At 50.6% G+C, this 22,720-nt stretch carries 21 protein-coding genes; 11 read left to right on the top strand and 10 right to left on the bottom strand.

The genetic code is table 11. The annotated features are described in order from the left end of the window. Nucleotides 1–7 precede the first annotated feature (7 nt). Genes NNX04_RS14810 through NNX04_RS14795 form a run of 4 tightly spaced genes read left to right on the top strand, consistent with a single transcriptional unit; the run spans nucleotide 8 to nucleotide 3,241 of the window. A complete protein-coding gene (locus NNX04_RS14810) occupies nucleotides 8–592 on the top strand; it encodes an RNA polymerase sigma factor (RefSeq protein WP_007639024.1) in 585 nt (194 codons plus the stop codon). Further along, nucleotides 559–1,296: an anti-sigma factor gene (locus NNX04_RS14805; RefSeq protein ID WP_007639025.1), complete on the top strand. Its 738-nt coding sequence runs from the start codon at nucleotides 559–561 to the stop codon at nucleotides 1,294–1,296. The genes NNX04_RS14810 and NNX04_RS14805 overlap by 34 nt, the downstream gene beginning before the upstream one ends. Before the next feature lie 34 nt (nucleotides 1,297–1,330). Further along, nucleotides 1,331–1,984 (top strand): leucine-rich repeat domain-containing protein, encoded by a 654-nt coding sequence (locus NNX04_RS14800; RefSeq protein ID WP_261946283.1) that lies wholly within the window; start codon nucleotides 1,331–1,333, stop codon nucleotides 1,982–1,984. An 18-nt stretch (nucleotides 1,985–2,002) separates the two neighbouring features. After that, entirely contained in the window at nucleotides 2,003–3,241 is a 1,239-nt protein-coding gene (locus tag NNX04_RS14795) for an alginate export family protein (RefSeq protein WP_261946282.1), read from the top strand. A 54-nt stretch (nucleotides 3,242–3,295) separates the two neighbouring features. Here NNX04_RS14795 and NNX04_RS14790 read toward each other — a convergent pair whose 3' ends face one another. From NNX04_RS14790 to NNX04_RS14780, 3 genes are all read right to left on the bottom strand, one after another. Continuing rightward, the gene (locus tag NNX04_RS14790) at nucleotides 3,296–4,396 is read right to left on the bottom strand and encodes a hypothetical protein (RefSeq protein ID WP_261946281.1); all 1,101 of its coding nucleotides are present in this window, start codon (nucleotides 4,394–4,396) and stop codon (nucleotides 3,296–3,298) included. After that, nucleotides 4,380–5,186: a hypothetical protein gene (locus tag NNX04_RS14785; RefSeq protein WP_261946280.1), complete on the bottom strand. Its 807-nt coding sequence runs from the start codon at nucleotides 5,184–5,186 to the stop codon at nucleotides 4,380–4,382. The genes NNX04_RS14790 and NNX04_RS14785 overlap by 17 nt, the downstream gene beginning before the upstream one ends. A gap of 84 nt (nucleotides 5,187–5,270) precedes the next feature. Continuing rightward, nucleotides 5,271–6,692 carry a lipoprotein gene (locus tag NNX04_RS14780; protein ID WP_007639032.1) on the bottom strand — a complete coding sequence of 474 codons (1,422 nt, stop codon included), beginning with the start codon at nucleotides 6,690–6,692 and terminating at the stop codon, nucleotides 5,271–5,273. Between the two features lie 174 nt (nucleotides 6,693–6,866). On the opposite strand from NNX04_RS14780, the gene NNX04_RS14775 reads away from it, so the two are divergent. Both NNX04_RS14775 and NNX04_RS14770 read left to right on the top strand, forming a co-directional pair. After that, nucleotides 6,867–8,021 (top strand): PA0069 family radical SAM protein, encoded by a 1,155-nt coding sequence (locus NNX04_RS14775; protein WP_007639034.1) that lies wholly within the window; start codon nucleotides 6,867–6,869, stop codon nucleotides 8,019–8,021. A 74-nt stretch (nucleotides 8,022–8,095) separates the two neighbouring features. Continuing rightward, nucleotides 8,096–9,067, top strand: a complete 972-nt coding sequence (locus NNX04_RS14770; protein ID WP_261946279.1) for an NAD(P)-dependent alcohol dehydrogenase — start codon at nucleotides 8,096–8,098, stop codon at nucleotides 9,065–9,067. Nucleotides 9,068–9,319: 252 nt separating this feature from the next. On the opposite strand, the gene NNX04_RS14765 is transcribed toward NNX04_RS14770, so the two are convergent. Next, nucleotides 9,320–9,754 (bottom strand): PACE efflux transporter, encoded by a 435-nt coding sequence (locus NNX04_RS14765; protein ID WP_261946278.1) that lies wholly within the window; start codon nucleotides 9,752–9,754, stop codon nucleotides 9,320–9,322. A gap of 116 nt (nucleotides 9,755–9,870) precedes the next feature. On the opposite strand from NNX04_RS14765, the gene NNX04_RS14760 reads away from it, so the two are divergent. After that, nucleotides 9,871–10,803, top strand: a complete 933-nt coding sequence (locus tag NNX04_RS14760) for a LysR family transcriptional regulator (RefSeq protein WP_261946277.1) — start codon at nucleotides 9,871–9,873, stop codon at nucleotides 10,801–10,803. A gap of 4 nt (nucleotides 10,804–10,807) precedes the next feature. Here NNX04_RS14760 and NNX04_RS14755 read toward each other — a convergent pair whose 3' ends face one another. From NNX04_RS14755 to NNX04_RS14745, 3 genes are read right to left on the bottom strand one after another with little or no spacing between them, the layout of a single operon-like run. Further along, a complete protein-coding gene (locus tag NNX04_RS14755) occupies nucleotides 10,808–11,572 on the bottom strand; it encodes a LytR/AlgR family response regulator transcription factor (protein ID WP_261946276.1) in 765 nt (254 codons plus the stop codon). Beyond that, on the bottom strand, nucleotides 11,569–12,663 hold the full coding sequence (locus NNX04_RS14750; protein WP_261946275.1) for a sensor histidine kinase: 1,095 nt from the start codon (nucleotides 12,661–12,663) through the stop codon (nucleotides 11,569–11,571). The genes NNX04_RS14755 and NNX04_RS14750 overlap by 4 nt, the downstream gene beginning before the upstream one ends. Before the next feature lie 4 nt (nucleotides 12,664–12,667). Continuing rightward, nucleotides 12,668–14,515, bottom strand: a complete 1,848-nt coding sequence (locus NNX04_RS14745) for a serine hydrolase domain-containing protein (RefSeq protein ID WP_261946274.1) — start codon at nucleotides 14,513–14,515, stop codon at nucleotides 12,668–12,670. 180 nt (nucleotides 14,516–14,695) lie between these two features. On the opposite strand from NNX04_RS14745, the gene NNX04_RS14740 reads away from it, so the two are divergent. Further along, nucleotides 14,696–15,679, top strand: coding sequence for an MFS transporter (locus NNX04_RS14740; protein ID WP_261946273.1), 984 nt, complete (start codon nucleotides 14,696–14,698; stop codon nucleotides 15,677–15,679). Beyond that, on the top strand, nucleotides 15,646–16,029 hold the full coding sequence (locus tag NNX04_RS14735; protein ID WP_261946272.1) for a hypothetical protein: 384 nt from the start codon (nucleotides 15,646–15,648) through the stop codon (nucleotides 16,027–16,029). The genes NNX04_RS14740 and NNX04_RS14735 overlap by 34 nt, the downstream gene beginning before the upstream one ends. A gap of 16 nt (nucleotides 16,030–16,045) precedes the next feature. On the opposite strand, the gene chrA is transcribed toward NNX04_RS14735, so the two are convergent. Beyond that, complete coding sequence (gene chrA / locus NNX04_RS14730; RefSeq protein ID WP_261946271.1) at nucleotides 16,046–17,410, bottom strand: chromate efflux transporter; 1,365 nt, start codon at nucleotides 17,408–17,410, stop codon at nucleotides 16,046–16,048. Between the two features lie 49 nt (nucleotides 17,411–17,459). After that, nucleotides 17,460–18,233 (bottom strand): sulfite exporter TauE/SafE family protein, encoded by a 774-nt coding sequence (locus tag NNX04_RS14725; protein WP_261946270.1) that lies wholly within the window; start codon nucleotides 18,231–18,233, stop codon nucleotides 17,460–17,462. A 153-nt stretch (nucleotides 18,234–18,386) separates the two neighbouring features. On the opposite strand from NNX04_RS14725, the gene NNX04_RS14720 reads away from it, so the two are divergent. Continuing rightward, complete coding sequence (locus NNX04_RS14720) at nucleotides 18,387–19,175, top strand: glycoside hydrolase family 19 protein (RefSeq protein WP_261946269.1); 789 nt, start codon at nucleotides 18,387–18,389, stop codon at nucleotides 19,173–19,175. A 9-nt stretch (nucleotides 19,176–19,184) separates the two neighbouring features. After that, the gene (locus tag NNX04_RS14715; RefSeq protein WP_261946268.1) at nucleotides 19,185–19,727 is read left to right on the top strand and encodes an XAC2610-related protein; all 543 of its coding nucleotides are present in this window, start codon (nucleotides 19,185–19,187) and stop codon (nucleotides 19,725–19,727) included. A gap of 71 nt (nucleotides 19,728–19,798) precedes the next feature. Here NNX04_RS14715 and NNX04_RS14710 read toward each other — a convergent pair whose 3' ends face one another. Next, nucleotides 19,799–21,769: a glycoside hydrolase family 11 protein gene (locus NNX04_RS14710; RefSeq protein WP_261946267.1), complete on the bottom strand. Its 1,971-nt coding sequence runs from the start codon at nucleotides 21,767–21,769 to the stop codon at nucleotides 19,799–19,801. Between the last annotated feature and the right edge of the window lie 951 nt (nucleotides 21,770–22,720).

Raw genomic sequence — 22,720 nt, 5'->3', positions numbered from 1 at the left:
ATCCCGCATGACTGACACCACCCCACATCAGGACGAGGAGCTCATCAACCTCATCGCCCGCTGCGCCCTGCGCGACCAGGCCGCGCTCAAGCAGTTGTTTGAGCGGGTCAGCCCCTATTTGAACGCCGTCGCCCAACGCATTTTGCAGTCGCGGGAACTGGGCAATGAGGTATTACAGGAGGCGTTTTTGCAAATTTGGAACAACGCTTCCAGTTACCGGCCGCAGCTCGCGCGACCACTGACCTGGATGGCCAGTATCGTGCGCTACCGGGCCCTGGATCGGCTGGATAAGGAAGTGCGTATCAACCGCAAACTGGATCACTGGCATGAGGATTTGAACGAACTGCCCGGTGGCGATGAACCGGAAACCAGTGCCGCAGCGGGTCAATTGCGCTTTCACCTGCACCAGTGCCTGACCACCCTGGGCGACAAGATCAAACACAGTATTGAGCTAGCCTATTTGTATGGCTATACCCGCGAGCAGATTGCGGAACAGTTCGCCACCAATAGCAACACCGTTAAATCCTGGCTCCATCGCGGCGCCGAAAGGTTAAAACTATGTCTGGAAGCAAAACACCACACTCACCGTTAGACGACAAACTGCTCGCGTTTGATTATGTCTCGGGGGTGTTACGCGGGGCTGAACGTCAGCAGTTTGAAGCGCGCCTGCGCGACGATAGCGCCTTGCAAACCCACGTCAGCTTTTGGGAAGAAGAACTCATGAGCCTGAGCGATCACGAGACGGGCATCACCCCCGAACCGGAAGTCTGGCGCGCTATTGAAGCGCGCTTACAGCAGCCAACACCGGTGCGCACAGCACCGCGTTTTAGCTGGCTCTGGCCGAGTATCTCCGGTTTTGCGAGTGTCATGCTCGCGGTATGCCTCTGGCTGTTAATCGCCCGCGACCCGCTGCAACAATTCATGCAGCAACCCAATGCCGATTATGTCGCGGTGCTGACTAATGAAACGGGCGCGGCGCAGCTGACCGTACTCACCGCCACCGGCGGCGCGCAGCTGTGGTTGAAATGGGAGGCCGTGGAAATTGCGGAGGATAAAAACCTGCAACTCTGGGCGATTTCCAAACGCGATGGGCAAATCCGGCCGCTCGGGGTATTTGCGCAAACCGATATCCAACAGCTGCCCTTATCCGTCGCCCATTGGCGTTTGATTAAAGACGCCTCGCACCTGATTCTGACGGAGGAGGATGTAGGTGGTTCACCGCTGGATGAGCCGAGTGAAATCGTGCTGGCAAAAGGTGTCTGTGTTCTCCTCGCGCAGGTGGATAAGGCCATATAATGCGCCCTATCTTCCCTGCCTGCGGCGCGCTGCTATGTCTAAAAAACACATGACCCGGAAACTATTGTTAGCTTTGTTATTCACCTTCTCCAGCGCGTGTAGTCACGCGCTGGATTTGCCGTTAACAGATGCCAACTTTAAAAATTGCGTCGCGGCATTGGCGGCAAAAAAAAATTGGCAAAACCTTGCCGATATTACCGCGATTGAATGCCACTCCAAAAAAATCACCTCACTTGCTGGCATCGAACACTTTACCCAGCTGCAAAAATTATCGCTCTACAACAACCAACTGACCGATGCAACGCTGGAAAAATTGCCGCTGCTGCGCCATATCAACCTCGCTAAAAATAAAATTACCCACGTAACCCTGGGCGAATTACCGGCGCTGGAAGAGTTATATATTTTTGGCAATAAAATGACAGCGCTGGACTTAAACGCGCTACCCACACTCAAACTGCTAAAAATTAACGACAATAAACTGCTGCAGTTCACCTATCGGGATTTACCCGCGCTGGAAAAAATTTACATGTTTAATAATGCAGTAGAGCATGTGGATATTTATCACTTACCTGCGCTGAAATATATGGACGCACGACAAAACCCCATGCCCGACCCACTCTATGAAGAAATGGATAAACTCACTGGCGTGACGTTTTTACACGATGGCAATGCGGAAGACTGGCAATAATAAAAGGCAGGTAACAGCGTGAGATTATTAGCAGCAAGTTTACTGGCAATCAGTGTAGCGCCCTGTGCAGTGGCAAGCGGTGAACATGAATGGGAGTGGGGCAGCCGCGCGCGTTACGCCCATGTCGATGCTGACAATTCCGGCCAAGCAGCATCCCTATTATTGCGTGGTTCGGTGGCATCAGAGTGGAGTGATATTTTTCATTCAATGGTGGAAGTGGACGCTGTCGGCACTGCCTTTAAAAATGATCACAGCGACGGTGCGCGCTTTAATAACCAGCCCTTAATTCCCGACCCCGATGGCATCGATCTTAATCAGGTTTTTTTATCACTAAACCTGGACGCTGCCGCAATTCATCTCGGTCGCCAGCGTATTAATTTTGACAACCAGCGTTTTATTGGCGGCAATGGTTTTTGGCAAAACGAACAAACCTTTGATGCACTACTGGGCAAATTTAAACTCGCCAGCAATTCAAACTTTACCTACAGCTATATCGCCAATGCCAACCGTATTTTTGGTGAGGATGCTGATGGAAAAAATTCGCAACCCGAACACGATTACGGCAACGGCAACGGCAACGGCAACGGCAACGGCAACGGCAATAGCTCACCAGACAGCGCGTTTTTTGGCGATCACCAACACCATAGCCATCTCACCCGGCTCGAATGGAATGAGTGGGACTACACCCGCGTGGTAGGTTATGCCTACCGCATCGACAACCGGGACATGCCCAGCGCATCCAATAATACGGTTGGTGTGAGCTACAACCTTAACTACAAAGCCCGCCGCATAAAATACCGCGTGCAAATTGAAGCCGCGCAACAAAATCGCTTTGAACTCCATGCGGAAAACTTGCCTTATTATTTGCTCGATCTCGGCTTCGGGTTTAACAGCTGGGAATTGAGCACGCGTTACGAAATTCTCGGTGCAAATAATGGCGCGGCGTTTATTACCCCGTTGGGTTCCAATCACGATTTTGAAGGCTGGGCCGATGAAATAGGCAACACGCCCAATAGCGGCGTGCGCAATTTTTCACTCGGCTTATTATGGCGCGCCTCACCCCTGCGGGTAGAAACCTCCTATCACTTTTTTAAAGATGATGTGGCGGGCAATAACATCGGCCGCGAATTGGATTTGGATTTTGTCTACAAACCCAACCGCAAACACAGCATTTCACTGCGCCTCGCCAATTTTGAACCTGAAACTGGTTCAGGTTCAGTGCGCAAAGTCTATTTGGATTACGCGTTTAATTTGTAATTAGTTTAAAACTGGATACCTGCGTGCGCAGGAATCCAGCTCTAACTATTTCCATCAATAATAAAAATGCAACTGCGCAAACATATCCAGATAATTCCCTGTAGCGCGCTGGGGAATGTCATCGCCTTGGCGCAGGCCGCCGCGAATTTGCAAGTTGGCAAAGGGTGTGTACTCCAATAACAATGAGTGCCGCACGCGGTGGTTTTCATCGATATTGGTGTCCGGATCTAAAAACTCGGTGGTGAGTTTGACGTTATAACCCTTGCTGATTTCACGGTTCAACTCCAGCAAACCTACACGCTGCTGTTGATATTCGCCGGGAATGTTTTCGATGGATTCATCTTTAATTAAATCTGCCTCGGCGAGAAACACAAAACCTTGCCAGACAAATCCACCAAACACATTCGCTTGGGTGCGCGCACCGGCTTCGGCATCGTTATATAACGCGGTTGCACCAATTCGCCAATTGCTGCCCAGGTATTCAGCGCGCGATAAAAACTGCAAATTTTTATCGTCATTGTTGAGCCCGCTGCTGCCATTGCTAATGGCAAAATTAAACAGGGTTTTGCTGTACTGCAGCCCCAGCTCTACACCGTTATCGCCGGTATCAAAATTGAAACCGCTGGCCTGACGGATAAAAGCGCTGTCGTCCTCCAATCGAATTCCATAGGGCAACATAATGCGGCCCGCTTTTAAAAAGTGCTGGCCATTTAATTTGGTAAGAATAAACGCTTCGCGATTCAGCGCACCGCCGGGAGCAATTTGTTCATCGATGTAGAGAGCAAAGCGCGAGTCTTTGGGTTGCAATACCACATAGAGCTGGCCGGATTGGGTTTCAAAACCGCGCGCGTCTTCACCTTCATCGCGATCTGATTGGTAATAGTTAGTGCGCAGGTCTGCGCCGATACGCAGTGTTTCACCCAACTTTCCCGCATCAAATAAATTCAGGCTGCCCGCCGTTTGCGGTAGCTGATGCGTACCATACCAGGCGCCATAGGTTGTGCGTGCACCACCACCCGCCGGGTTGGTATGGCAGGCGGAACATTGCACATTATTTTTCACCGCCAGATAGGGTTCTGCAGCGGCTGTATTTGCCAACAGGCACAACAACAGCGCGGCACCTGCAGCGATAATTTTTTTACAGTGCATAAACATAGCGATAACCTCCACCCTGAATTTCATCGGCATCACCATCGACGACTTGATACTGGTGATCGAGCAGTTGCTGCAATTCGCGGTCGTGAATAATTACTTCCACCTGAAGCGCCTGTGCAGGAATATTGTTAAGGGTTAGATAAAGTGTTTGATCGTTAAGCAGCAGCGAAAAATCTTCCACCGCCTGACGTTCGCTCAGCGTGTGATAAAAAATAGAAATGCTCTCCGGCGCAATGGATTCAAATTGCAGCGCACGGCTAAACAGTAATTCCACGGTGATTTGGTTATTGGTTTTTTGGGTACTGGCGCGCGCTACTTTGGTAGTGGCGGCACCGCTGCCAATCCGCGGGGCGCCATTGGCGATCCAGCTGCGCACTTGATCAATTTGTGTTTGCGATAAAAAGGGCCCACCCAGTGGCATACGCGCGCCAACAATATCGGCAGCACCTTCCAATTTTTTTACTAAATAACTGTCATCTGGGTTGCCGGGATTAACACGCATCAGGGTGGGGATTTCATCAGCGCTGCGATTGACTAAAAATGCGTAGGAATTTTCCTCCGAATCCAAACGCAAACCGCGCGGGGCATTAGCGCCGGTATGGCAGTTGGTGCAAATCGCACCAAAAATGGTTTGCTGTAATTGTGCCAGCGTAACCCCATCATCAGCTGCGCTACTGCTACTTCCGCTGCTACTGGTGCTGGGCAGCCCCTGTTCATTTAACCCTTCCCCGGAACCAGCGCCGCAGGCGGTTAACACCGCGATTGCCAGTGCAAAAAATAATAATTTCATGATCTTGTCTGCTCCTCTTTTTATTAATTGCGTCGTAGCCTAAAAAGCAAAACGGGCACTGCAAAATTTGCAGTGCCCGATTTTTTATGGCCGCGCGATAGTCCAATCGGTGTATTCGCCGGTGACATCACCGGGTGCGTTATCGCCGACAAAGAAGTAGAGCGGTAAACCCTTGTAAGCCCATTGTTTGGAAGTTTCATCGCGCGTGATCACGGTGAAATCGCCAAAGGCTTGTGCATCCGCCGGTGCATAAAGTGCAGGCCAGGCAGCGAGGCAAGCGCCAAAGCAGGTAGTGACACCGGGGGTATCGTCGTCAAAGGTGTAGAGGGTGAAATCGAGGCGGGAATTATCTGCCGCACCAGCTGCAGTGATGATATTGCCGTGAGCAACCAGCAAGCGGTTTTTGGTGGGGTGATTATTCACTGCAACGGGAGGCGTGCGCGCCACAAACCAGTTATTGCCGATTGCTTCACCATTGGTTTGACCGGCTTGGGTATCGCCCGCAAAAAAGTAGAGCGGCATGCCGTTCAGTGCCCACTGCATTTCGCCGCTGGCGCGCTGCACCAAACTGTAGGGTGCGGTGGCAACGGCACCGGCGTGAGCCATTAACGCTGGCCAATTGGTGAGGCAGGTGCCGGAACAATTGCTGACACCAGCGGTGTCATTATCGAAGGTATAGAGCGTAAACCCGTTGCGCTCGGCGGTGCTGGTTTGTTCAACGCCGTCAACCGGCACTGCCAATTTCACACTGCCCGCTGCCGCAAGATGACTACCGAGGGTGGCGTTGGCAACAATCCGGGTAGGCATTGGCCGTGCAAGCAACCAGTTGGGGATGGCTTTGCCAGTGGTTTCACCCGCATTGGTATCACCAATAAAAAAGTACAAGGGTTGGCCTTGGTAGGCCCACTGCAATGCCGGGCCCGCGGTGCCCATGCTGCGCTCAATAATCGAATAGGGTGCGCTGGCTTGATCGCCCGGGTTGGCTAACAGTGGCGGCCAATTGGCCAGGCAAGTACCGCTGCAGTTGGACACGCCGGCGGTGTCATTGGCAAAGGTGTAGAGGCTAAAACCAGTGCGATTTTGTAGCTGCGCGACAAAACTGGTGTTGCCGGAATCCTCGGGCATGCCCACCAACACCTCACCGCTTGCGACAAAATAATCGCCATCGGCACTATTGAGCTGGCTATCGATTAATACCACGGGCGGTACCAATGCCGGTGCCACCGAGCTGGATGACGCTGAACTGGATACTACCGAGCTTGAAGCCGGCGCACTGGATGCAGGTTCGCTGGATAAAGGCGTACTGCTGGGCGCGACCGAACTGGCCGGTGTACTACTGGGTGCGATGGAACTGGCGACCACACTGGAGTAGGCCGTGCTGCCGGGCGTGGATGAATAGCCACCACCTCCACCGCTACCGCCTCCGCCACCACAGGCGCTGAGTAGGGCAGTGCAGGAAAGCGCGATTAACAAGGCGCGATAAGATGTGCGAGTAAGCGGGTTCATGGTAATTCCTCCTGGGATTTGGTTGTCGGAGGAACTTACGGGCAATGCTTGAAAAGGTTGCAGGGGAAATCATTTTTGTTAAATCAAAGGCGACTAACGAATCGCCAAGGCTTGCCAAAGCGCCAATTCGCGCTCAAGATTACTGTTTATTTATACAGTATTTGAGGTGCGGCCATGACCAACGATTATCCGGAGTTTAGCGACCCCGCCCCCTGGATCGAAAAACCCTTGCAGGCGATTAAAGGGCGGGGCGCGGTGAGCAATATGGCGGGGCGCTTTGAAACCCAACTGATTGAAACCGTCGATGACGGCTGGGCCGCTTACAGCGACGATACCGATATCAACCCCGCGCTCAACACCAGTGTCACAGCCGAACTCGCCAAGACGATTCTCAGCCGCAACCAGTCGCCGGATTTGCCGTTTAGTGTGTCGCTTAACCCCTATCGCGGCTGCGAACACGGTTGTGTCTACTGTTTTGCGCGCCCCACCCACGCCTATTTAGGGCTGTCGCCGGGGCTGGATTTTGAGACCCGGCTCTACGCCAAAACCAACGCGCCGGAATTGCTGCGCCGCGAACTCGCCCATCACCAGTATCAGGCCAGCCCGATTGCGCTGGGCATTAATACCGATGCATATCAGCCGGTGGAACGGGCGTTGCGCATCACCCGCCAGTGTCTGGAGGTATTAGATGAATGCCGGCATCCGGTGGGGATAATCACCAAATCAGCACTGATTGAGCGGGATCTGGATTTGCTCAAACCTATGGCCGACAACAACCTGATTGCCGCCGCGGTCACCATCACTACGCTTGATCACCACATTGCGCGCACCCTTGAACCGCGCGCCGCATCGCCCACACGGCGTTTACAAACCATTGAAAAACTGGCGCAGGCGGGCATTCCGGTACTGGTGAGTGTGGCGCCGGTGATTCCGTTTATCACTGAACAGGAGCTGGAAAAGGTGATGCAAGCGGCAGCCAGTGCGGGCGCAACCGCCGCTGGCTACACCGTGCTACGCCTACCCTGGGAGGTAAACCCGCTGTTCCAGCAATGGCTGCAAACCCACTTCCCCGAACGGGCGCAGCGGGTGATGAATCGCATTCGCGATATGCGCGGCGGCAAGGATTACGACGCCAACTTCGCCACCCGTATGCGCGGCGAAGGGCTGTGGGCAGATATGATCCGCCAGCGTTTTGCCAAGGCACTCAAACGCTATGGCCTGAACAAAAGCGGGCGTTTTGTGCAGCTGGATTGCAGCCAGTTTCGCAAACCGCTGAGCATTCCGCCTGCCGCCAAAACCGGTACCGGGCAGTTGGATATATTTGGCTAGCACCTACAGTTAGTTACATTTAGCGCCAGTCCGGCGACCTATACTCGCGCCATAGCCTCTACCTGGAATATGCAATGAAAGCCGCCGTTTATACCCGCTATGGTGCCCCCGGCGTTGTACAGTTGGCCGAGGTGGAACAGCCCCGGCCCAAGGCCAACCAACTCTTGGTGAAAGTCCACGCCAGCTGTGTCAATTCCGCCGATGTGCGCCTGCGCAGCCTGCGGATGCCACTCGGGTTTGGACTGATCTCGCTGCTGGTATTTGGTATGCGCGCGCCGCGCCGACCCATTCTTGGCGTTGATCTGGCGGGTACTGTGGTGGCGGTAGGCAGTGAGGTCAGTCGTTTTAACTCAGGTGATGCGATTATCGCCCTCACCGGTCTGACCATGGGCGCCCATGCCGAATATGTCTGTTTGGATGCCAATGGCGCCATCGCCCATAAACCGGTGCAGCTGGATTTTAACCAGGCTGCGACCCTGGTGTTTGGTGGCACCACCGCCCTGGATTTTTTGCGCCGCGGCCAGCTGCAGGCGGGTGAAAGCATCCTGATTAATGGTGCCAGTGGCGCAGTGGGTTGCGCCGCCCTGCAGCTCGCCCGCCACTACGGCGCGCGCATCACGGCGGTCTGCAGCGACAGCAAACGCGACCTGGTACGCCGCTTGGGTGCGGACGAGGTAGTGGATTACCAGCGCGAAGACTTCACCCGCAGTGGCGAGCGCTATGACGTGATTATGGATACCCAGGGCAATGCGCCCTGGGCCGAAAGTTGCCGTGCACTGGCACCCGGTGGCAGGTTGCTCGCAGTCAGTGCGACCCTGCCGCAAATGTTGCAATCGCTCTATTTACCACTCTGGGAGCGCGAACGGGTGATCGCCGGGCCCTGCGCCGAACGCGCCAGCGATCTGGCAGAACTGGCGGCGCTGGCCGATGCGGGTATCTTGCAACCGGTGATTGATCGCACTTACCCATTGGCGCAGATTGCCGAGGCCCATGCCTATGTGGATGGCGGTCATAAACAGGGCAGTGTGGTTATCAACATCGGCTGATAACCACAGGGCAGGCGTCAAGGGCTGAATTAATCACGCCCTTGGGGAAAGGTAAACATCAACTGCGGCAGTGCAACGACACCGGGGCCACCTTCATGGGGTGTCTTAAGTAAGTGCTCGGATTGGGCACTGGGTGGTGAAATGGTATTTGTCGCAGCACTGTTTATCGCGCCTGGCGGGAATTATTTTTCGAGCGAACTAGTCGCCGTTTATTGCCGATATTTATAAATCAGTATGTGCCGACACGATACCCTAGGCACAACAGTTGGTCTGCTGGCGAACCGGCAGACCAAATACCCCATCAAACACCCAGTTAAAGACAAAGGTGTATACCAGGAAAAAGGCCAATAAACCCAAGTCCATGAGCAGCGCTTCCAGCAAACTGACGTCCAGCCAGAGCGCGATAATCGGTACAAGAAAAATCACCAAGCCACCTTCAAAGCCCAGCGCATGTAACAGGCGTATGCCGATACTGCGACCACAGTTTCCACGCCGCTGTTCCCAGCGTTCAAAAAGGTAGTTGAATATCAGGTTCCAACCAATCGCCACGGCCGATGCCGCCACTGCTATACCCACCGAGTGCGTGGCGCCAGCACCGGTTATCCACTCCAGCAATAGGGCTGAAAGCATAATCGCCACCAATTCGTACAAGCCGACGTAAACCACCCGCCGTTTTATGCCCTGCATATCTACCTCTAGGTTGTTATCTGTTACTCAACACATTGCAGTCAGTTTCTATGCTTTGTGATGATAGAAAAAGTTGGCTACTATCAGTTTTACTGACAGATAAAGGTGTAATGGCGATGAACGGGGCATTTAATTCCGAGACGATCAGCGTGTTTTTGGCCGTACTGGATAGTGGGTCTTTCTCTGCTGCCGCGCGCCAGTTGGGGCGGGTGCCTTCCGCAGTAAGTATGGCGATTGCCAATTTGGAGGCGGAGTTGGCGCTGGAGTTGTTTGATCGCCGCGGGCGCGAACCCAAACCTACGGCGCTGGCGCGCGCATTGGAACCGCAAGCGCGCTTGTTGATCAGCCAGTTGCAGCAGCTGAATACCCAGGCGTTGGAATTAAGTCAGGGTTTGGAGGCGCGCTTGACGCTGGTGATTGCACCGGAGTTGCAGGCCACGCCCTGGATTGAACCGCTGCGAATACTCGCGCAAGAATATCCGCTGCTGGAGACCCAGATCATCACCGCCCCACAGACCGACGCGCTGCAATTACTGCACATGGGCAATGCGCAACTCGCGCTGGTGTTTGAGCGCCCGGCGGCCGATGGGCGCGAGAACTTTCAGGAAGTGGGCCGCGAAACGCTGGTCGCTGTTATCGCCCGCACCCATCCCCTGCTACAGGAAGTTTCTGCCGCAGGCACCATCAACGACAATCAATTGCGCCCGGTGCGGCAGGTGATGGTGGGTAGCCGCAGCCAGGCCGATAAGCCATCCGCCAGCGATAAATTCTGTATCGCATCCGAACATTACTGGCGGGTCGATCAGCCCGAAGTAGCGCTACAGCTGGTACTGGCGGAACTGGGCTGGGCCTGGCTGCCACGCGCATGTGTGCAGCCCTATCTGAATGGCCGCATGCTGGTGGAATTGCCCATTGAAAACTTCACCAATGGCGAGGAGCTGTGGATTGATCTGGTCTGGTCGCGGGAGCGACCACTAGGTTTGGGCGCGCAGCGGTTTGTGAGTTTGATGGCGGAGCAATATCGCAAGCGCCAATCCGGCAATCACTGACCTATTAAAAACTGAGCAACTCTTTTAATTCCTGGGCGTTGCGGCGGGAGATCTCGATTTGTTTGCCATCGTCCATAGTAATTTCATAGCCATCGCCAATACTTTCCTCAATCGAAGCGATTGCCTGTAAATTAACAATGTATTGGCGATTGACGCGGAAAAAATATTTTGTGGGCAAGCGCTCTTCAACTTGGTTAAGTGATTTTTTAATAAAGGCATTGTGTTCATTAAAAAATAACCGCACGTAGTTTTTGCAGCTTTCAAAATAGCGAATGGAATTCAGCGCAACCAAATGGCATTTTTCTCCATCCTTGATAAAAATCTGGCTGTTGATATCCAGTGGTGGTTTGCTGTCATTGCCGACACTTTGGTGATTGCTGCTGTCCTGATTGCTACTGTCGTAATTGCCATTGTCATAATTAACACCGGCAGTCAGTTTATGAATGGCAAGTGCAAGGCGCTCCTGACTAATAGGTTTTAGCAGGTAATCCACCGCGTGATAATCAAACGAGCGGATAGCGTATTCCGAATAAGCGGTAGTAAAAATTATGCGCGGCATATAGTCGAGTTTTTCCAACAGATCAAAACCGCTTTCGCCGGGCATATGAATATCGAGAAAAATAACCTCGGGTTTTAGTTCCTGAATTAACTTCAACGCGCTGGCAGGATGATCCGCTTCACCAACCACTTGTAGCTCAGCAAAACTGCGCAACATATTAATCAAACCTTCACGCGCCAAACGCGAGTCCTCTACCACAATCGCTTTCATAGCTGGGCCTCTTTGGGGATGCGCACAAGCACACTGAATTCGCTGGCGCTGCTGGCAAGGTTAAGCGACGCTTGATCACCATAAAGCAGTTTTAGCCGCTGCTCGATGTTAACCAGCCCGATGCCTGTGCCGGGCGGAAAATTATTATTGCTGGCGGCAATATCGTTGGTTATATCAAAGCGAATGTGATTTGTTTCTTCGTTGCCGGTAATACGCAAGCGGCCGCCTTGGCGTAAATTATCCAAGCCATGTTTGATGGCATTTTCCACCAGCATTTGCAACATCATTGGCGGCACCGGATATTGGTACAGCTCCTGCGCGATTGCCATGGAAAATTGCAGCCGCTCCTCAAGCTGGATTTTTACAATGTCGATGTAGTGCTCAATCATTGCAATTTCTTCGCTCAACAATACTTTATCTTTTTTGCTGGTTTCCAATGAGTAGCGCAGCATTTGCGACAGTTCGGTAATCATGCGGTCAGCGCGCTCAGGATTTTCGTGAATCAGAAAGCGAATATTATTCATCGCATTAAATAAAAAATGCGGATTGAGTTGGTTGGCGAGGCTGCTCAATTGCGCCTCGCGCAGACTGTTCTGCAGGCGCAGGTTTATTAGCTCTGTCTCTTTGATACGTTTGTTGCTGGTGACACTGATGTACATGGAGATCCAGGCACAAATAACCAGCTGGGTGATAAACCCGTTGCTCACCACCATGTTGGCGATGTGGTGCCGCATGTTTGGTGTTGCATCCACCGATGACAGTGCACTAACCAGTGGGTCCCAAAATAGGGGGATCAATATGCCCAACATAACAATCGCCACGGCAAAGCCCGAAATGGCACCATAGCCCATGACTAACGGAATTGTTTTAAGGATGCTTAACGATTGCCAATTAAACTTTTTATACAGTTTTCGGTAACAGAGCACCGCCAGGGTGAACAACGGCAACCAGAGCAAGCCACCCACAATGTTGAACCATACTTGCTCGCGCCAGAGAATAAATCCGACAAGTTGCAACAGGCTCAGTACGGTTAATACTGAGCAGTGATAAATCCAAAATAATTTATCGCGCGGAAAAAAATAAAAACTCATCAAATCAGACCCAGGTTCTTATACCGATAAGACCGTAAACGGCGAGTTGGCCCAGCATATACAAATGCAAACCGGTATGCAGGCAGGCGTAACCATAAATCCACCGGCTGTGTACCTGACCGTAAGATCGCCACAGCACCAGCAGCGATACCAGCGCCGCGAGTGCATAGAGAATACTGCCGAGCGTTATCGTCAGCGAAACAACTGACATACGCCCCAGAGTTTCCATGGAGCCACCCACGGACGGTACTAAAATCACCGCGAACAAAATGACACTGGTCATTAACGGCCAGCTGCGCACCCATACACTGGCATCCATTGGCAAATGTTTAATCCGGCGGCGCAATGCCCACACCGGAAAGCACAGCAGACTTAGCGCGCTCACCAGCAGTAGCAAACTATTTATTGCCAATACACCGTAAGCGCGTAGCGCTGAAATCGGTTTAAATAAATCACTGCTGACTTGCACCACTTGCCCTGCCAATGGGTCTTGCACAATCGCGATACTGGGCAAACCAGTCCAGACATCAATTAGCACCTTGTCGTCACTGGTACGAGCATAGTCACTACTTTTCCAACCGCCCAACAAAGGCTCTCGCTTAAACGTATATTCGCTCGTGGTAAATTTCATCACGCCCTGAATATCGCTAAACATGCGCGCGAATTCGCTGCGGTAATTGATCGGCAGATAATACCCGGATAAACCAGCAAAAGATTCAGGCAGCGGCACCGGAGAAACATTCGGCGGACTTCTGTCTTGCAATAAAAATTCGCGCAGCAGTTTTGAAATATCGCTCATCGCTTGGTGATTGCTGGTATTAATCATAAACACATAGCCAGCGTTTAGCTCAGGCACATAGGCCAGTTCAGCCAAGGCGCCGGGCATGCCGCCGTTGTGACCGCGAAATGTGAGCTGATAATTTTCGTGACCGCTGGTGTAGTTGTGCAAACCATAACCCGAGGTAATACCCGCCGCCGAACCCAGCGTAGTTTGCGCTACTTCCATGCGTGTAATAGAGGCGGGCGATATTATTTGCTGTTGGGCGAACTCGCCGCGCTTAATCAGCAGCTGTAAAAAATTCGCCATGTCGCTCGCCGAAGAATTTACCGAACCCGCTGGGCGGGTGATGATATTCCAGTAATCTTGCGGTTTGCCATTCACATAGAGGCTGGCGCCGCGCTCTTGATAAATCTTTGAATAATAGAAACTGGTGGAATCCATTTGCAGCGGAGCAAACACCTGCTCCTGAATATATTCTTCAAATTTTTTGCCGGTAACTTTTTCCACAATATAAGCGGCAACGGCGGGCCCGATATTGCAATAGGCCATACGTGTGCCGGGAACCCAGCGCGATGTGCGGGAGGCCGGGCGATAATCCAGCCCCGCTTTTAAACTCATAGCGTCGGATGCAGCGGCGTAGGCGTATTCCGCGAGGCTCATATCATCCCAGCCGGTGGTGTGTTCCAGCAGGTGCACTAGGCGAACCGGGTGCGTCTGCTCCCAGGGATTTTCAAAGGCGATATCCGGCGCAAGATCCTGCAGTTTGTCATCCAAATTCAGTCGACCTTCCTCCACCAATTTGAGCACCGCGATAGCCACAAACATTTTGCTAATGGAGCCTATACGGAACAGGGTGTTTTCATCGGCAGGTGTTTGTTGCTCCAACGACGCCAAGCCCAACCCGGCAACCCATTGCGGACCATCGCGGGTTACCAGGGCGATGCCTATGGCAGGAGTCTGGGTATCGACACGAATTTTTTCCACCGCCGCCTGCAGCTCCGCAAGATTTTGCGGTGCAGGCTTATCATCACCTGCGGTTGGTTGCGCCAGCGCCGATTGAAAGCTGCTCATAAAAAGACAGCTGAGATAACAACATAACGCTAAACAACGGATGACCGGGGTGTGTTTCATAAAATCCCTCCTTTTGATTGGTGGAGCTATTTTCGCTTTTGCTCCAAGACCAGAGGGCAAAAGGTGCCGAGCGGGGTAGAGGAAGGATAAGCGGTGCGGTAGTAAGTCAGGAGTAGTAAGATGCCCAAGCTGCGCCAGCAGTCATATTTTTCTTATTTATTTCCATTTTTATCTAAAGCGACTGATTTCCCCATGAATTCCACCGAACCCGTCACTCACTCCCCCAGCCAGCAAGCCACACATCTACCCGCGCCGTCACCTACCGGTGAATTTATTGTGTTGGTCGCGCTGATGATGTCCATGACGGCACTCGCGATTGATGCGGTCTTGCCCGCCTTCGATATGATTCGCGCCGACATTGTTATGGCGCACCCCAATCAGGCGCAGTTGTTAATCAGTCTGTTATTTGCCGGTTTGGCGCTAGGGCAATTGGTAAGCGGGCCATTGTCCGATGCCTTGGGGCGCAAAAAAATTCTCTATGCGGGTTTAGGTTTATTTTTGCTCGGCACAGTGCTGTGCATTTTTGCGCAGGATTTAACCGCATTGCTGCTCGGCCGTTTTGTGCAGGGGTTGGGGGTTTCCGGCCCTTACATTTGCGCCATTTCTATTGTGCGCGACAAATTTGCTGGGCGCCAAATGGCAAAAATTATGTCGGTGGTGATGATGATTTTTATCACCGTACCCGCACTGGCGCCGAGCATCGGGCAGGCCATTATGTTGGTCGCCGACTGGCGCGCGATTTTTGTGTTCTACCTGATTTTTGCAGCGGCAGTCATCGCATTAATTTTTTTCCGTTTGGAAGAAACCCTGCCGCGTGAAAAACGCATTGCGTTCAGTGTGAAAGCAATTAGCGATGGTTTTAAAACCGTGATCAGCAATCGCCTCACCGCCGGTTACACCCTGGCGATGGGGTTATTTTTTGGCTGCTTTTTGGGTTACATCAATTCATCGCAACAAATTCTGCAGGAGCTTTACGGCACCGGAAAACTGTTTACCGTATATTTTGGCGGTTTGGCGCTGGTTCTGGGTTTTGCATCCTTTTTAATTCGCGTTTTGTCGAGCGCCTGGGCATGCATTTTATTAGCCGCCGTGCGATTTACGTGATTATCGCCAGCTCAGTTTTATTTTTATTGCTGCAGTTTTTTATACAACCCGCACTCTGGATGTTTGTGATTTACGCCAGCATTTTATTTTTTAGTTTTGGTTTGGTGTTTGGCAATTTAAACGCGATTGCTATGGAACCCATGGGGCATGTGGCCGGCATAGCGGCGGCGGTGATAGGCGCTAGCTCATCGCTTATTTCCATGGGTTTGGGCACTTACATCGGTCAGGCTTACAACCAATCTGTCATGCCCGTCACCCTGGGTTTTATTATTGTGCCGACACTGGGTTTGCTGGCAACACTCTGGGCCGATGGCGGCAGTAAAAGATATTCTGCGAAACACACAGATTAAAAAAATACACCCTGATTTATAACATCAGGGTGTGTACCAGCAGACCAATCAGCGCACAGGCACCGATCACCTTCATCACGCTGATATTAAAACGAAACAATGCCACCGCCGCCAGCAGCGCAATCACGGCCGATAGCCAATCCAGCTCGCCGCTAAAACCCTCTGGCCAGATAATGTGATAGGCGAAAAATAATGCCAGGTTAACAATCACCCCAACCACTGCTGCAGTAATGGCCGTCAGCGGTGCGGTGAATTTTATATTTTGATGGGTAGTTTCAATCAGCGGAGCCCCCGCAAAAATAAAAATAAACGACGGCAAAAACGTAAACCAGGTAACGATAATAGCGGCCGTTGCGCCCGCTACAAATTGCAAATCAGCACCCAAGGCCTGCTGCACATAGGCACCCACAAACGCGACAAAAGCCACCACCATAATTAACGGCCCGGGCGTGGTTTCACCCAGCGCCAAACCATCAATCATTTGAGTGGGCGTGAGCCAGGAATAATGGGTCACCGCACCTTGGTACACATAGGGCAACACCGCATAGGCACCACCAAAGGTGAGCAGCGCCGCTTTGGTAAAAAACCAGGCCATTTGGGTGAACTGGTGCTGCCATCCATAAACTGACCAGAGCAGTGCCATAGGAATTAACCAGAGCGCTGCACCCACAAGCACAATGCCGGTCAAACGCGACCAGCGAAATAATGCATGCGCAGGCGTGGGCGTATGGTCATCAATCAGGGCAGGGCCGTAATTTTTTTGTGCAGCGCTATTTTTTTGCCCTGAATTGTGACCTGCAGATTGAAATAAATTGGGTCGCCAGCGGCTGCAGATGTAACCCAAAAGTCCGGCACCAATCACTATGTAAGGGAAGGGAATTTTCAATGCAAAAATCGCAATAAACGCCAGCGCTGCAATCGCCCACAACCAATGATTATTTAATACGCGTTTGCCAATGCGATAAGCCGCCTGAAACACAATCGCGGTTACCGCCGGTTTGATGCCGTAAAAAATCCCCGCCACCCAAGCCACATCGCCATAGGCGATATACACCCAGGACAACACAATCAATAACACCAGCGACGGCAAAATAAATAACAAACCCGCCACTAAACCACCCCAGGTGCGGTGCATTAACCAACCCAAATAAGTCGCCAACTGCTGCGCCTCGGGGCCGGGCAATAACATGCAGTAATTGAGTGCATGTAAAAAACGTTTTTCACTGATCCAGCGCCGCCGCTCTACCAACTCCTGATGCATAATCGCAATTTGCCCGGCCGGGCCACCAAAACTGATAAAGCCCAGTTTCAGCCAAAATAAAAACGCCGACCAAAAACTGACCGGGGCAGGTAAGCTATTTTTCTCAGGGGAATCAGTCATGTTGAATAAACGCCGAAAAAAATGTTGAAGGAATCTTATAACCCGAATCTTACCAATAAACCGACACCAAACCTGCACCACTAACCAACAACAAGGCCGTGCCTATCACGCGATAAAATACAACCGGATCCGCACTGACTAACCGCTGGTGAAACTTCAAACCAAAATAGTGTCCAATCGCGGTCGCCGGCAATAACCACAAATGCGCCTGCAATTGCAGATCCACCCCCGCAATTAAAAACGCCACCATTTTGATACTCACCAAAATAAACCAGAGCACAAACAAGGTATCGCGCAATTTTTCCCGCGCCACATGCACCATATACACCGTCATAATCAACGGCGCACCAATCAAAGACGTACCACTAATATAAGCACCGAGCGATAGAAAAATTCCATCACTCACCGGGTGCGAACTTTTAAAGGGTTTATTCAAAATATAAGTGAGGGAATAGACCGAGATAATGACAAAAATAATCGCACTCATAATCTGCGCCGGAATGGTTAACAACCCGGCCACCCCAATAAGCTTGGGGATAATCATAATCTTCAGCGATTTTTTCAGATAAACCCAATCCACCGTGGAGGGCTTTTTTTCCTCCGCCAATGCGCGCTTGCGATTGTTCTGCCACACGGTGAGCGTAGAAAAAATTAACAAGTGCACCGCAATAATCGGCAAATACACCAGCGGCCGGTTATCCACCAACAGCAACAACGGCAAGGACATCATCGCCCCGCCAAAGCCCAAACCGGTGCGCACAAAACCGCTCCACACAAAAATCAGTAGGACTAATGAAAGTTGCAGGAGGGTGAGGTCGTTCATGAGGGGAATCCGAGCCGAAGGAAGGGCTGGACATGATAACGCGTTTAAGTCCACTTCAACTATTGGAATGAGACAACAGACACATCCGTCTGATAGTGAATCGAATTATTATCTAATGGTAAGTGGATATTAATTAAAAAGGAGTTCACAAGCATGTGTATAAAGCAGAGCGTAGGAAACAATGGTTCCAATACGAAAATCGATGTAAAGGTCATACAAGCTGCATTAAATCTCTCTCGATCAAGTAAATTTCCACTAAATGGCGCACTCGCGGTTGATGGCGCAATAGGCAAAAAAACCATTTCGGCAATTGAGCTTTATCAAAAAAATATCCTTAATATGGCCAAACCTGATGGTAGGGTAGATCCAAATGGTTTGACTATCAAAAGCCTCAAGAAAACACTCTCCAAAGGACTAAGTATTGATGCTCTGATCGCGATTATGGGATATGGAAATCCAGCCACCGTGAAGATATACCACCCCCTACTAGTCAAAAATCTTCCCAGATACAGAATTAACTCATCATTACGAACAGCGCATTTTTTGGCCCAAATTGGTCATGAAAGCATGTCGCTTACTTATACCGAAGAAATAGCTAGTGGAATGGCTTACGAAGCTAGAAAAGACCTTGGCAACGTTGAGAAAGGCGATGGAGTGAGGTTTAAAGGAAGAGGGTTGATCCAGTTAACCGGCAGAAAAAACTACTCAGATTACGCAAATTTCGCTTGCCTAAATCTTCTAACAAAAGGAAACGAAAAGCTTGTATCTTTACATCCTATATATGCACTTGATGCCAGTCTATGGTTTTGGGACAAACGAAATTTAAATAATTATTCTGATGTTGATGATTTAAGGGCAGTTACTAGAAGAGTAAATGGTGGTTTTAATGGATTACCTGATCGTCAAGAATATCTTAATAGAGCAAAATTCTTCCTTATATAGGGACTTACGATGAAAAAAATTATTATCTTAGGATTGGTATTTATTTTTAATGCCTGCAACGCCCAACACCATATTAGTGACCCAGCACCAACAACAGAATGTGGGTTTTCGTATGAGGATTTGAAGGAATGCATTCATCAAAACGCACATGGTCTGGTGAAAATTAAAATAGTTACAGAAGATCTGGGGAGCGATGAAAAGCTAATTAAGGCATTGACAGTAGTGTCGTCGCATGGAAATCAGACACTAGTAGTTAGCCCAGACATTAGCATTCTGGCTGGCGATATTGGGTATGTATTATTTCCAGACATTAATTTTGATAGCAATCCCGATTTGGCGGTTACCACTTCTTTCGGTACACCAAATCTTTATCTGGATTATTGGGTTTTTGATCCAACACAGCAAAAATATATTTTTGTCGGGAATTATCCCAAGTTCGATATAAATTCAAAAACCAAAACTCTCGGCGCCACTATTAAGGATAGCGCAGAGCAGTATCAAACCATGAACTGGAAATGGAATGGCAATAGCCTGAAAAGAATGAATCCTTAACTGCAACACTAAAAAAGGCCAAAAAAGAAATTCTCTTTTGGCCTTTTCCCTTTAAAAACTACTGCTCAATATTAATTACAAACCACTCCCCCACCGCCAGCACCCTGGCTATTACAAGTGCTGGTGGTGATGCAGCTAGTGTTGTTCTCCCAACCCCAACCACTGGCGGTGTTAGTGCACAAAGGGTAGCGCGTGCCCCACCAATTGCACTGGCAGGCGTTGCCAGTGGCGACACTACTACTGCTGGCAACGATGGATGTGCTGCTACTGCTACGACTGCTGCTCGCTACTGCACCGGCAGGTGCAACGGCGCGACCAGTGGCGGCGTCAATGCGGCCGGGGCATAAACCCTTGGCGCGTAAGTTGGACGCAATTTGCGCGATAGCGGCGTTGGTATTGTTGTAGTTGGCATCGTGCATCAGGATCACCTGACCATTTTGCAGTTGGTTGGCGGCATTGGCGATGGCTGTTGCACTGGCGCCGTTCCAATCCTGTGAATCCACATTCCAGGTAATCACCCGCAACCCGAGCGCTTGGGCAGCCTGATTGACGTTGGTATTCACTTCCCCGTAAGGCGGACGGAATAGGGTGGGTTTGGGTGCGCCCGCATTTTGGATGGCCTGATTGGTGCGGTTCAGCTCGTCATAAATTTGCTGATAGCCCAGATTGATCAGGTGTGGATGGGTATAGCTGTGGTTTTGTACCTCACCCACGCTCAGCAGTTGCGACATCAGGTTGCTATTGGCCGCTACATAATTGCCCTGCACAAACCAGGTCACTGGCGTGAGATTATTTTGTTTGAGCAGGTTAACCAGAGTAGTGGTGTTGGCGCCGGGACCGTCATCAAACGTAATGCCGACATAACCGGCGCAACTGGCTGTGCTGCCCGCACTGCTGGCGACGCTGCTGTTAGTGCCGCCACCCGTACTGCCACCGCTGCAGTTGCCGCTGAAACAATCGTAGGTGTAACCAAAACCAATCGCGCCGTTGCAGTGCATCAATTCCGAGTTGCCACCGCCGCCACAGGAACCATTGGTATAAAAGGCGGTGTTGTAACTCATATCTTCCGCCTGCCGGGTTTCGCCGTTGACGCGGATGTAATCCACCACCACATCGCGGCTGCCGCCATCATTGTCGAACTGTACCTGGATATCACCCGAGGCAGTGCCGGTGTAATTCAGATCCTGGAAGCTGGTGGTGAGATTCCAACTCGCCACAGTGCTGCCGCCAATACGCAAATTAATATGCTCGCCACCGGCAACACCCCGTGCGCGCACCAGCACACCTCCGGTATTAGCACTGACCGAGCTGGAGCTGCCGCTACCGTTAGACGGAACAGAACTGCTGGTAGTACCGCCCGTGCCTTCACTCACGGTAATGTCGGAACTGCCGCGACTTTGATAACCCTCGGTCGCGAGCACCATGTAGTCGTGATTGCCTAAATTCAGGCCTTTACTCGCCCAAAAATTAAAATGGTTAGCAGTAGTGATGGTGCCGGAGATTTGGCCAAAGCCTTTTTTCGGGCTGCGCACACTGAAGTATTGATAAAAGGTTTGTGTACCGTCGATGGACGGTTGCTGTACCCGCTGGCAGCGACGCACATTGTAGGTAGCGCCATCACTTTGAAAGCTGCCGTAATCTGTGCCACCCGAACAGCTCGCCGGGTTGTAAGAACCGTAACTTTCAATCACGTAATATTCGATCAGGGGGCTGCGCGTCCAACCGTAAAGTGCCAGGTAAGAATTTTGCGAATTATCCACATTGTAACTACCCGAGTAGTTCACCACTTTGGGGCCACCCGGGTTCCAGCCTTTGCCACCCACCCAGTTATTGGTGCCATTGGACCACTGGGACGTATAACGGCCACCCGCTTGCAAACCCATGGACGCATCGCCGGAATCCTTCCAAAAGGTGTAGTAAAAACCGTTGTGGGTACCCGTCGCATTATTGGTCAGGGTTTGTGCCTGGGTGTTGTTTACACCCAATAGGGCGCTGCAGAAAAGCGCCGCCAAGGTGCTTTTACCGATGAGAGGAAATTTCATTATTAAACTCCAGAATAATGCCGCTCAACCAATACCACTAAAAAGATCGAGGGCGTTGAGGACCGACCCTGCTCCTTGTGAACAGGCATTTTTTCGGTCGTCATACTGCCTTGTTGTTATTGTTTAGATTGACGAGGTGATTCCGAAGTGCACTTGTATACGACTGCAAGATGTTATTGTCAAATAAACCTTATGTAGATTGTCGATGTAACCCTATTCAGATTTTTTTGTCGCCGCGCTCATCTTAAAACGAAATTTTTTATTATTTTTTAATGAAATTGAATGCGGATTTTTTTATCAATAAATATGAAAAAGTTTTTACGTGTAAATAGATGTGGAGGTTTTGTATTGGGTTTATTTATTGTCGGGAAGTAACACAGGTGTCGGTGTAAAATAATTAGTGATACTTTTAGAAAGCTAAGATATTGATTTATATAGCTGACTATTTTTGTGCTTTAAAATAAATAGTGATACTAATTTTATTGATCTTTAATAAACAAAAAAAATCATTAAAATAATTGGCGATACTATTTAATCTAATGCAGACATCCCAATATTTACTAACCGAACTGCGGTACCTCCCTCAAACTTAACTTTTTCAACCATAAAGCCAAAAGTATCGGCTTTTTAAATAGACTGGTCGGAACCGACTGCGGGACTATGCTCCAAACCAGCCGGGCGACCATTTTTTTCATTGTCGGCGAAATGCCTGAATTCTCTGCTTCAAATGAGTATATCAAAAAAAAAGATCCAGCCTGCTAAATACAACGTTAGCCAAAGGCTAAAGACGGCTCCCGCCTTGAACGAGGCTTAATTGAAGTAGCTGTAAAGTATGGATGCATACCTTTTATAGCGATGGCAGACGATCAACGCTACCTTACCCCCTATCTGGATTGAATCCCAATAAAAAAAGGCACCAAAAAGGTGCCTTTAGGGTATCCAGAATCACTT

It is taken from the genome of Cellvibrio sp. QJXJ, assembly GCF_024452345.1.
GTDB lineage: Bacteria > Pseudomonadota > Gammaproteobacteria > Pseudomonadales > Cellvibrionaceae > Cellvibrio.
Note: the sequence above shows the minus strand (reverse complement) of the source record. Positions and strands in the feature narration are given on the sequence as shown.

Bases quoted from the DNA above. Each gene is read 5' to 3' on its own strand.
- NNX04_RS14770 (WP_261946279.1), top strand. From the start codon at position 8,096: ATGAAAGCCGCCGTTTATACCCGCTATGGTGCCCCCGGCGTTGTACAG.
- NNX04_RS14745 (WP_261946274.1), bottom strand. From the start codon at position 14,515: ATGAGCAGCTTTCAATCGGCGCTGGCGCAACCAACCGCAGGTGATGAT.
- chrA (WP_261946271.1), bottom strand. From the start codon at position 17,410: ATGACTGATTCCCCTGAGAAAAATAGCTTACCTGCCCCGGTCAGTTTT.
- NNX04_RS14725 (WP_261946270.1), bottom strand. From the start codon at position 18,233: ATGAACGACCTCACCCTCCTGCAACTTTCATTAGTCCTACTGATTTTT.
- NNX04_RS14710 (WP_261946267.1), bottom strand. From the start codon at position 21,769: ATGAAATTTCCTCTCATCGGTAAAAGCACCTTGGCGGCGCTTTTCTGC.
- NNX04_RS14800 (WP_261946283.1), top strand. From the start codon at position 1,331: ATGTCTAAAAAACACATGACCCGGAAACTATTGTTAGCTTTGTTATTC.
- NNX04_RS14755 (WP_261946276.1), bottom strand. From the start codon at position 11,572: ATGAAAGCGATTGTGGTAGAGGACTCGCGTTTGGCGCGTGAAGGTTTG.
- NNX04_RS14790 (WP_261946281.1), bottom strand. From the start codon at position 4,396: ATGTTTATGCACTGTAAAAAAATTATCGCTGCAGGTGCCGCGCTGTTG.
- NNX04_RS14805 (WP_007639025.1), top strand. From the start codon at position 559: ATGTCTGGAAGCAAAACACCACACTCACCGTTAGACGACAAACTGCTC.
- NNX04_RS14785 (WP_261946280.1), bottom strand. From the start codon at position 5,186: ATGAAATTATTATTTTTTGCACTGGCAATCGCGGTGTTAACCGCCTGC.
- NNX04_RS14750 (WP_261946275.1), bottom strand. From the start codon at position 12,663: ATGAGTTTTTATTTTTTTCCGCGCGATAAATTATTTTGGATTTATCAC.
- NNX04_RS14775 (WP_007639034.1), top strand. From the start codon at position 6,867: ATGACCAACGATTATCCGGAGTTTAGCGACCCCGCCCCCTGGATCGAA.
- NNX04_RS14715 (WP_261946268.1), top strand. From the start codon at position 19,185: ATGAAAAAAATTATTATCTTAGGATTGGTATTTATTTTTAATGCCTGC.
- NNX04_RS14735 (WP_261946272.1), top strand. From the start codon at position 15,646: ATGCATTTTATTAGCCGCCGTGCGATTTACGTGATTATCGCCAGCTCA.
- NNX04_RS14720 (WP_261946269.1), top strand. From the start codon at position 18,387: ATGTGTATAAAGCAGAGCGTAGGAAACAATGGTTCCAATACGAAAATC.
- NNX04_RS14810 (WP_007639024.1), top strand. From the start codon at position 8: ATGACTGACACCACCCCACATCAGGACGAGGAGCTCATCAACCTCATC.
- NNX04_RS14760 (WP_261946277.1), top strand. From the start codon at position 9,871: ATGAACGGGGCATTTAATTCCGAGACGATCAGCGTGTTTTTGGCCGTA.
- NNX04_RS14740 (WP_261946273.1), top strand. From the start codon at position 14,696: ATGCCCAAGCTGCGCCAGCAGTCATATTTTTCTTATTTATTTCCATTT.
- NNX04_RS14765 (WP_261946278.1), bottom strand. From the start codon at position 9,754: ATGCAGGGCATAAAACGGCGGGTGGTTTACGTCGGCTTGTACGAATTG.
- NNX04_RS14780 (WP_007639032.1), bottom strand. From the start codon at position 6,692: ATGAACCCGCTTACTCGCACATCTTATCGCGCCTTGTTAATCGCGCTT.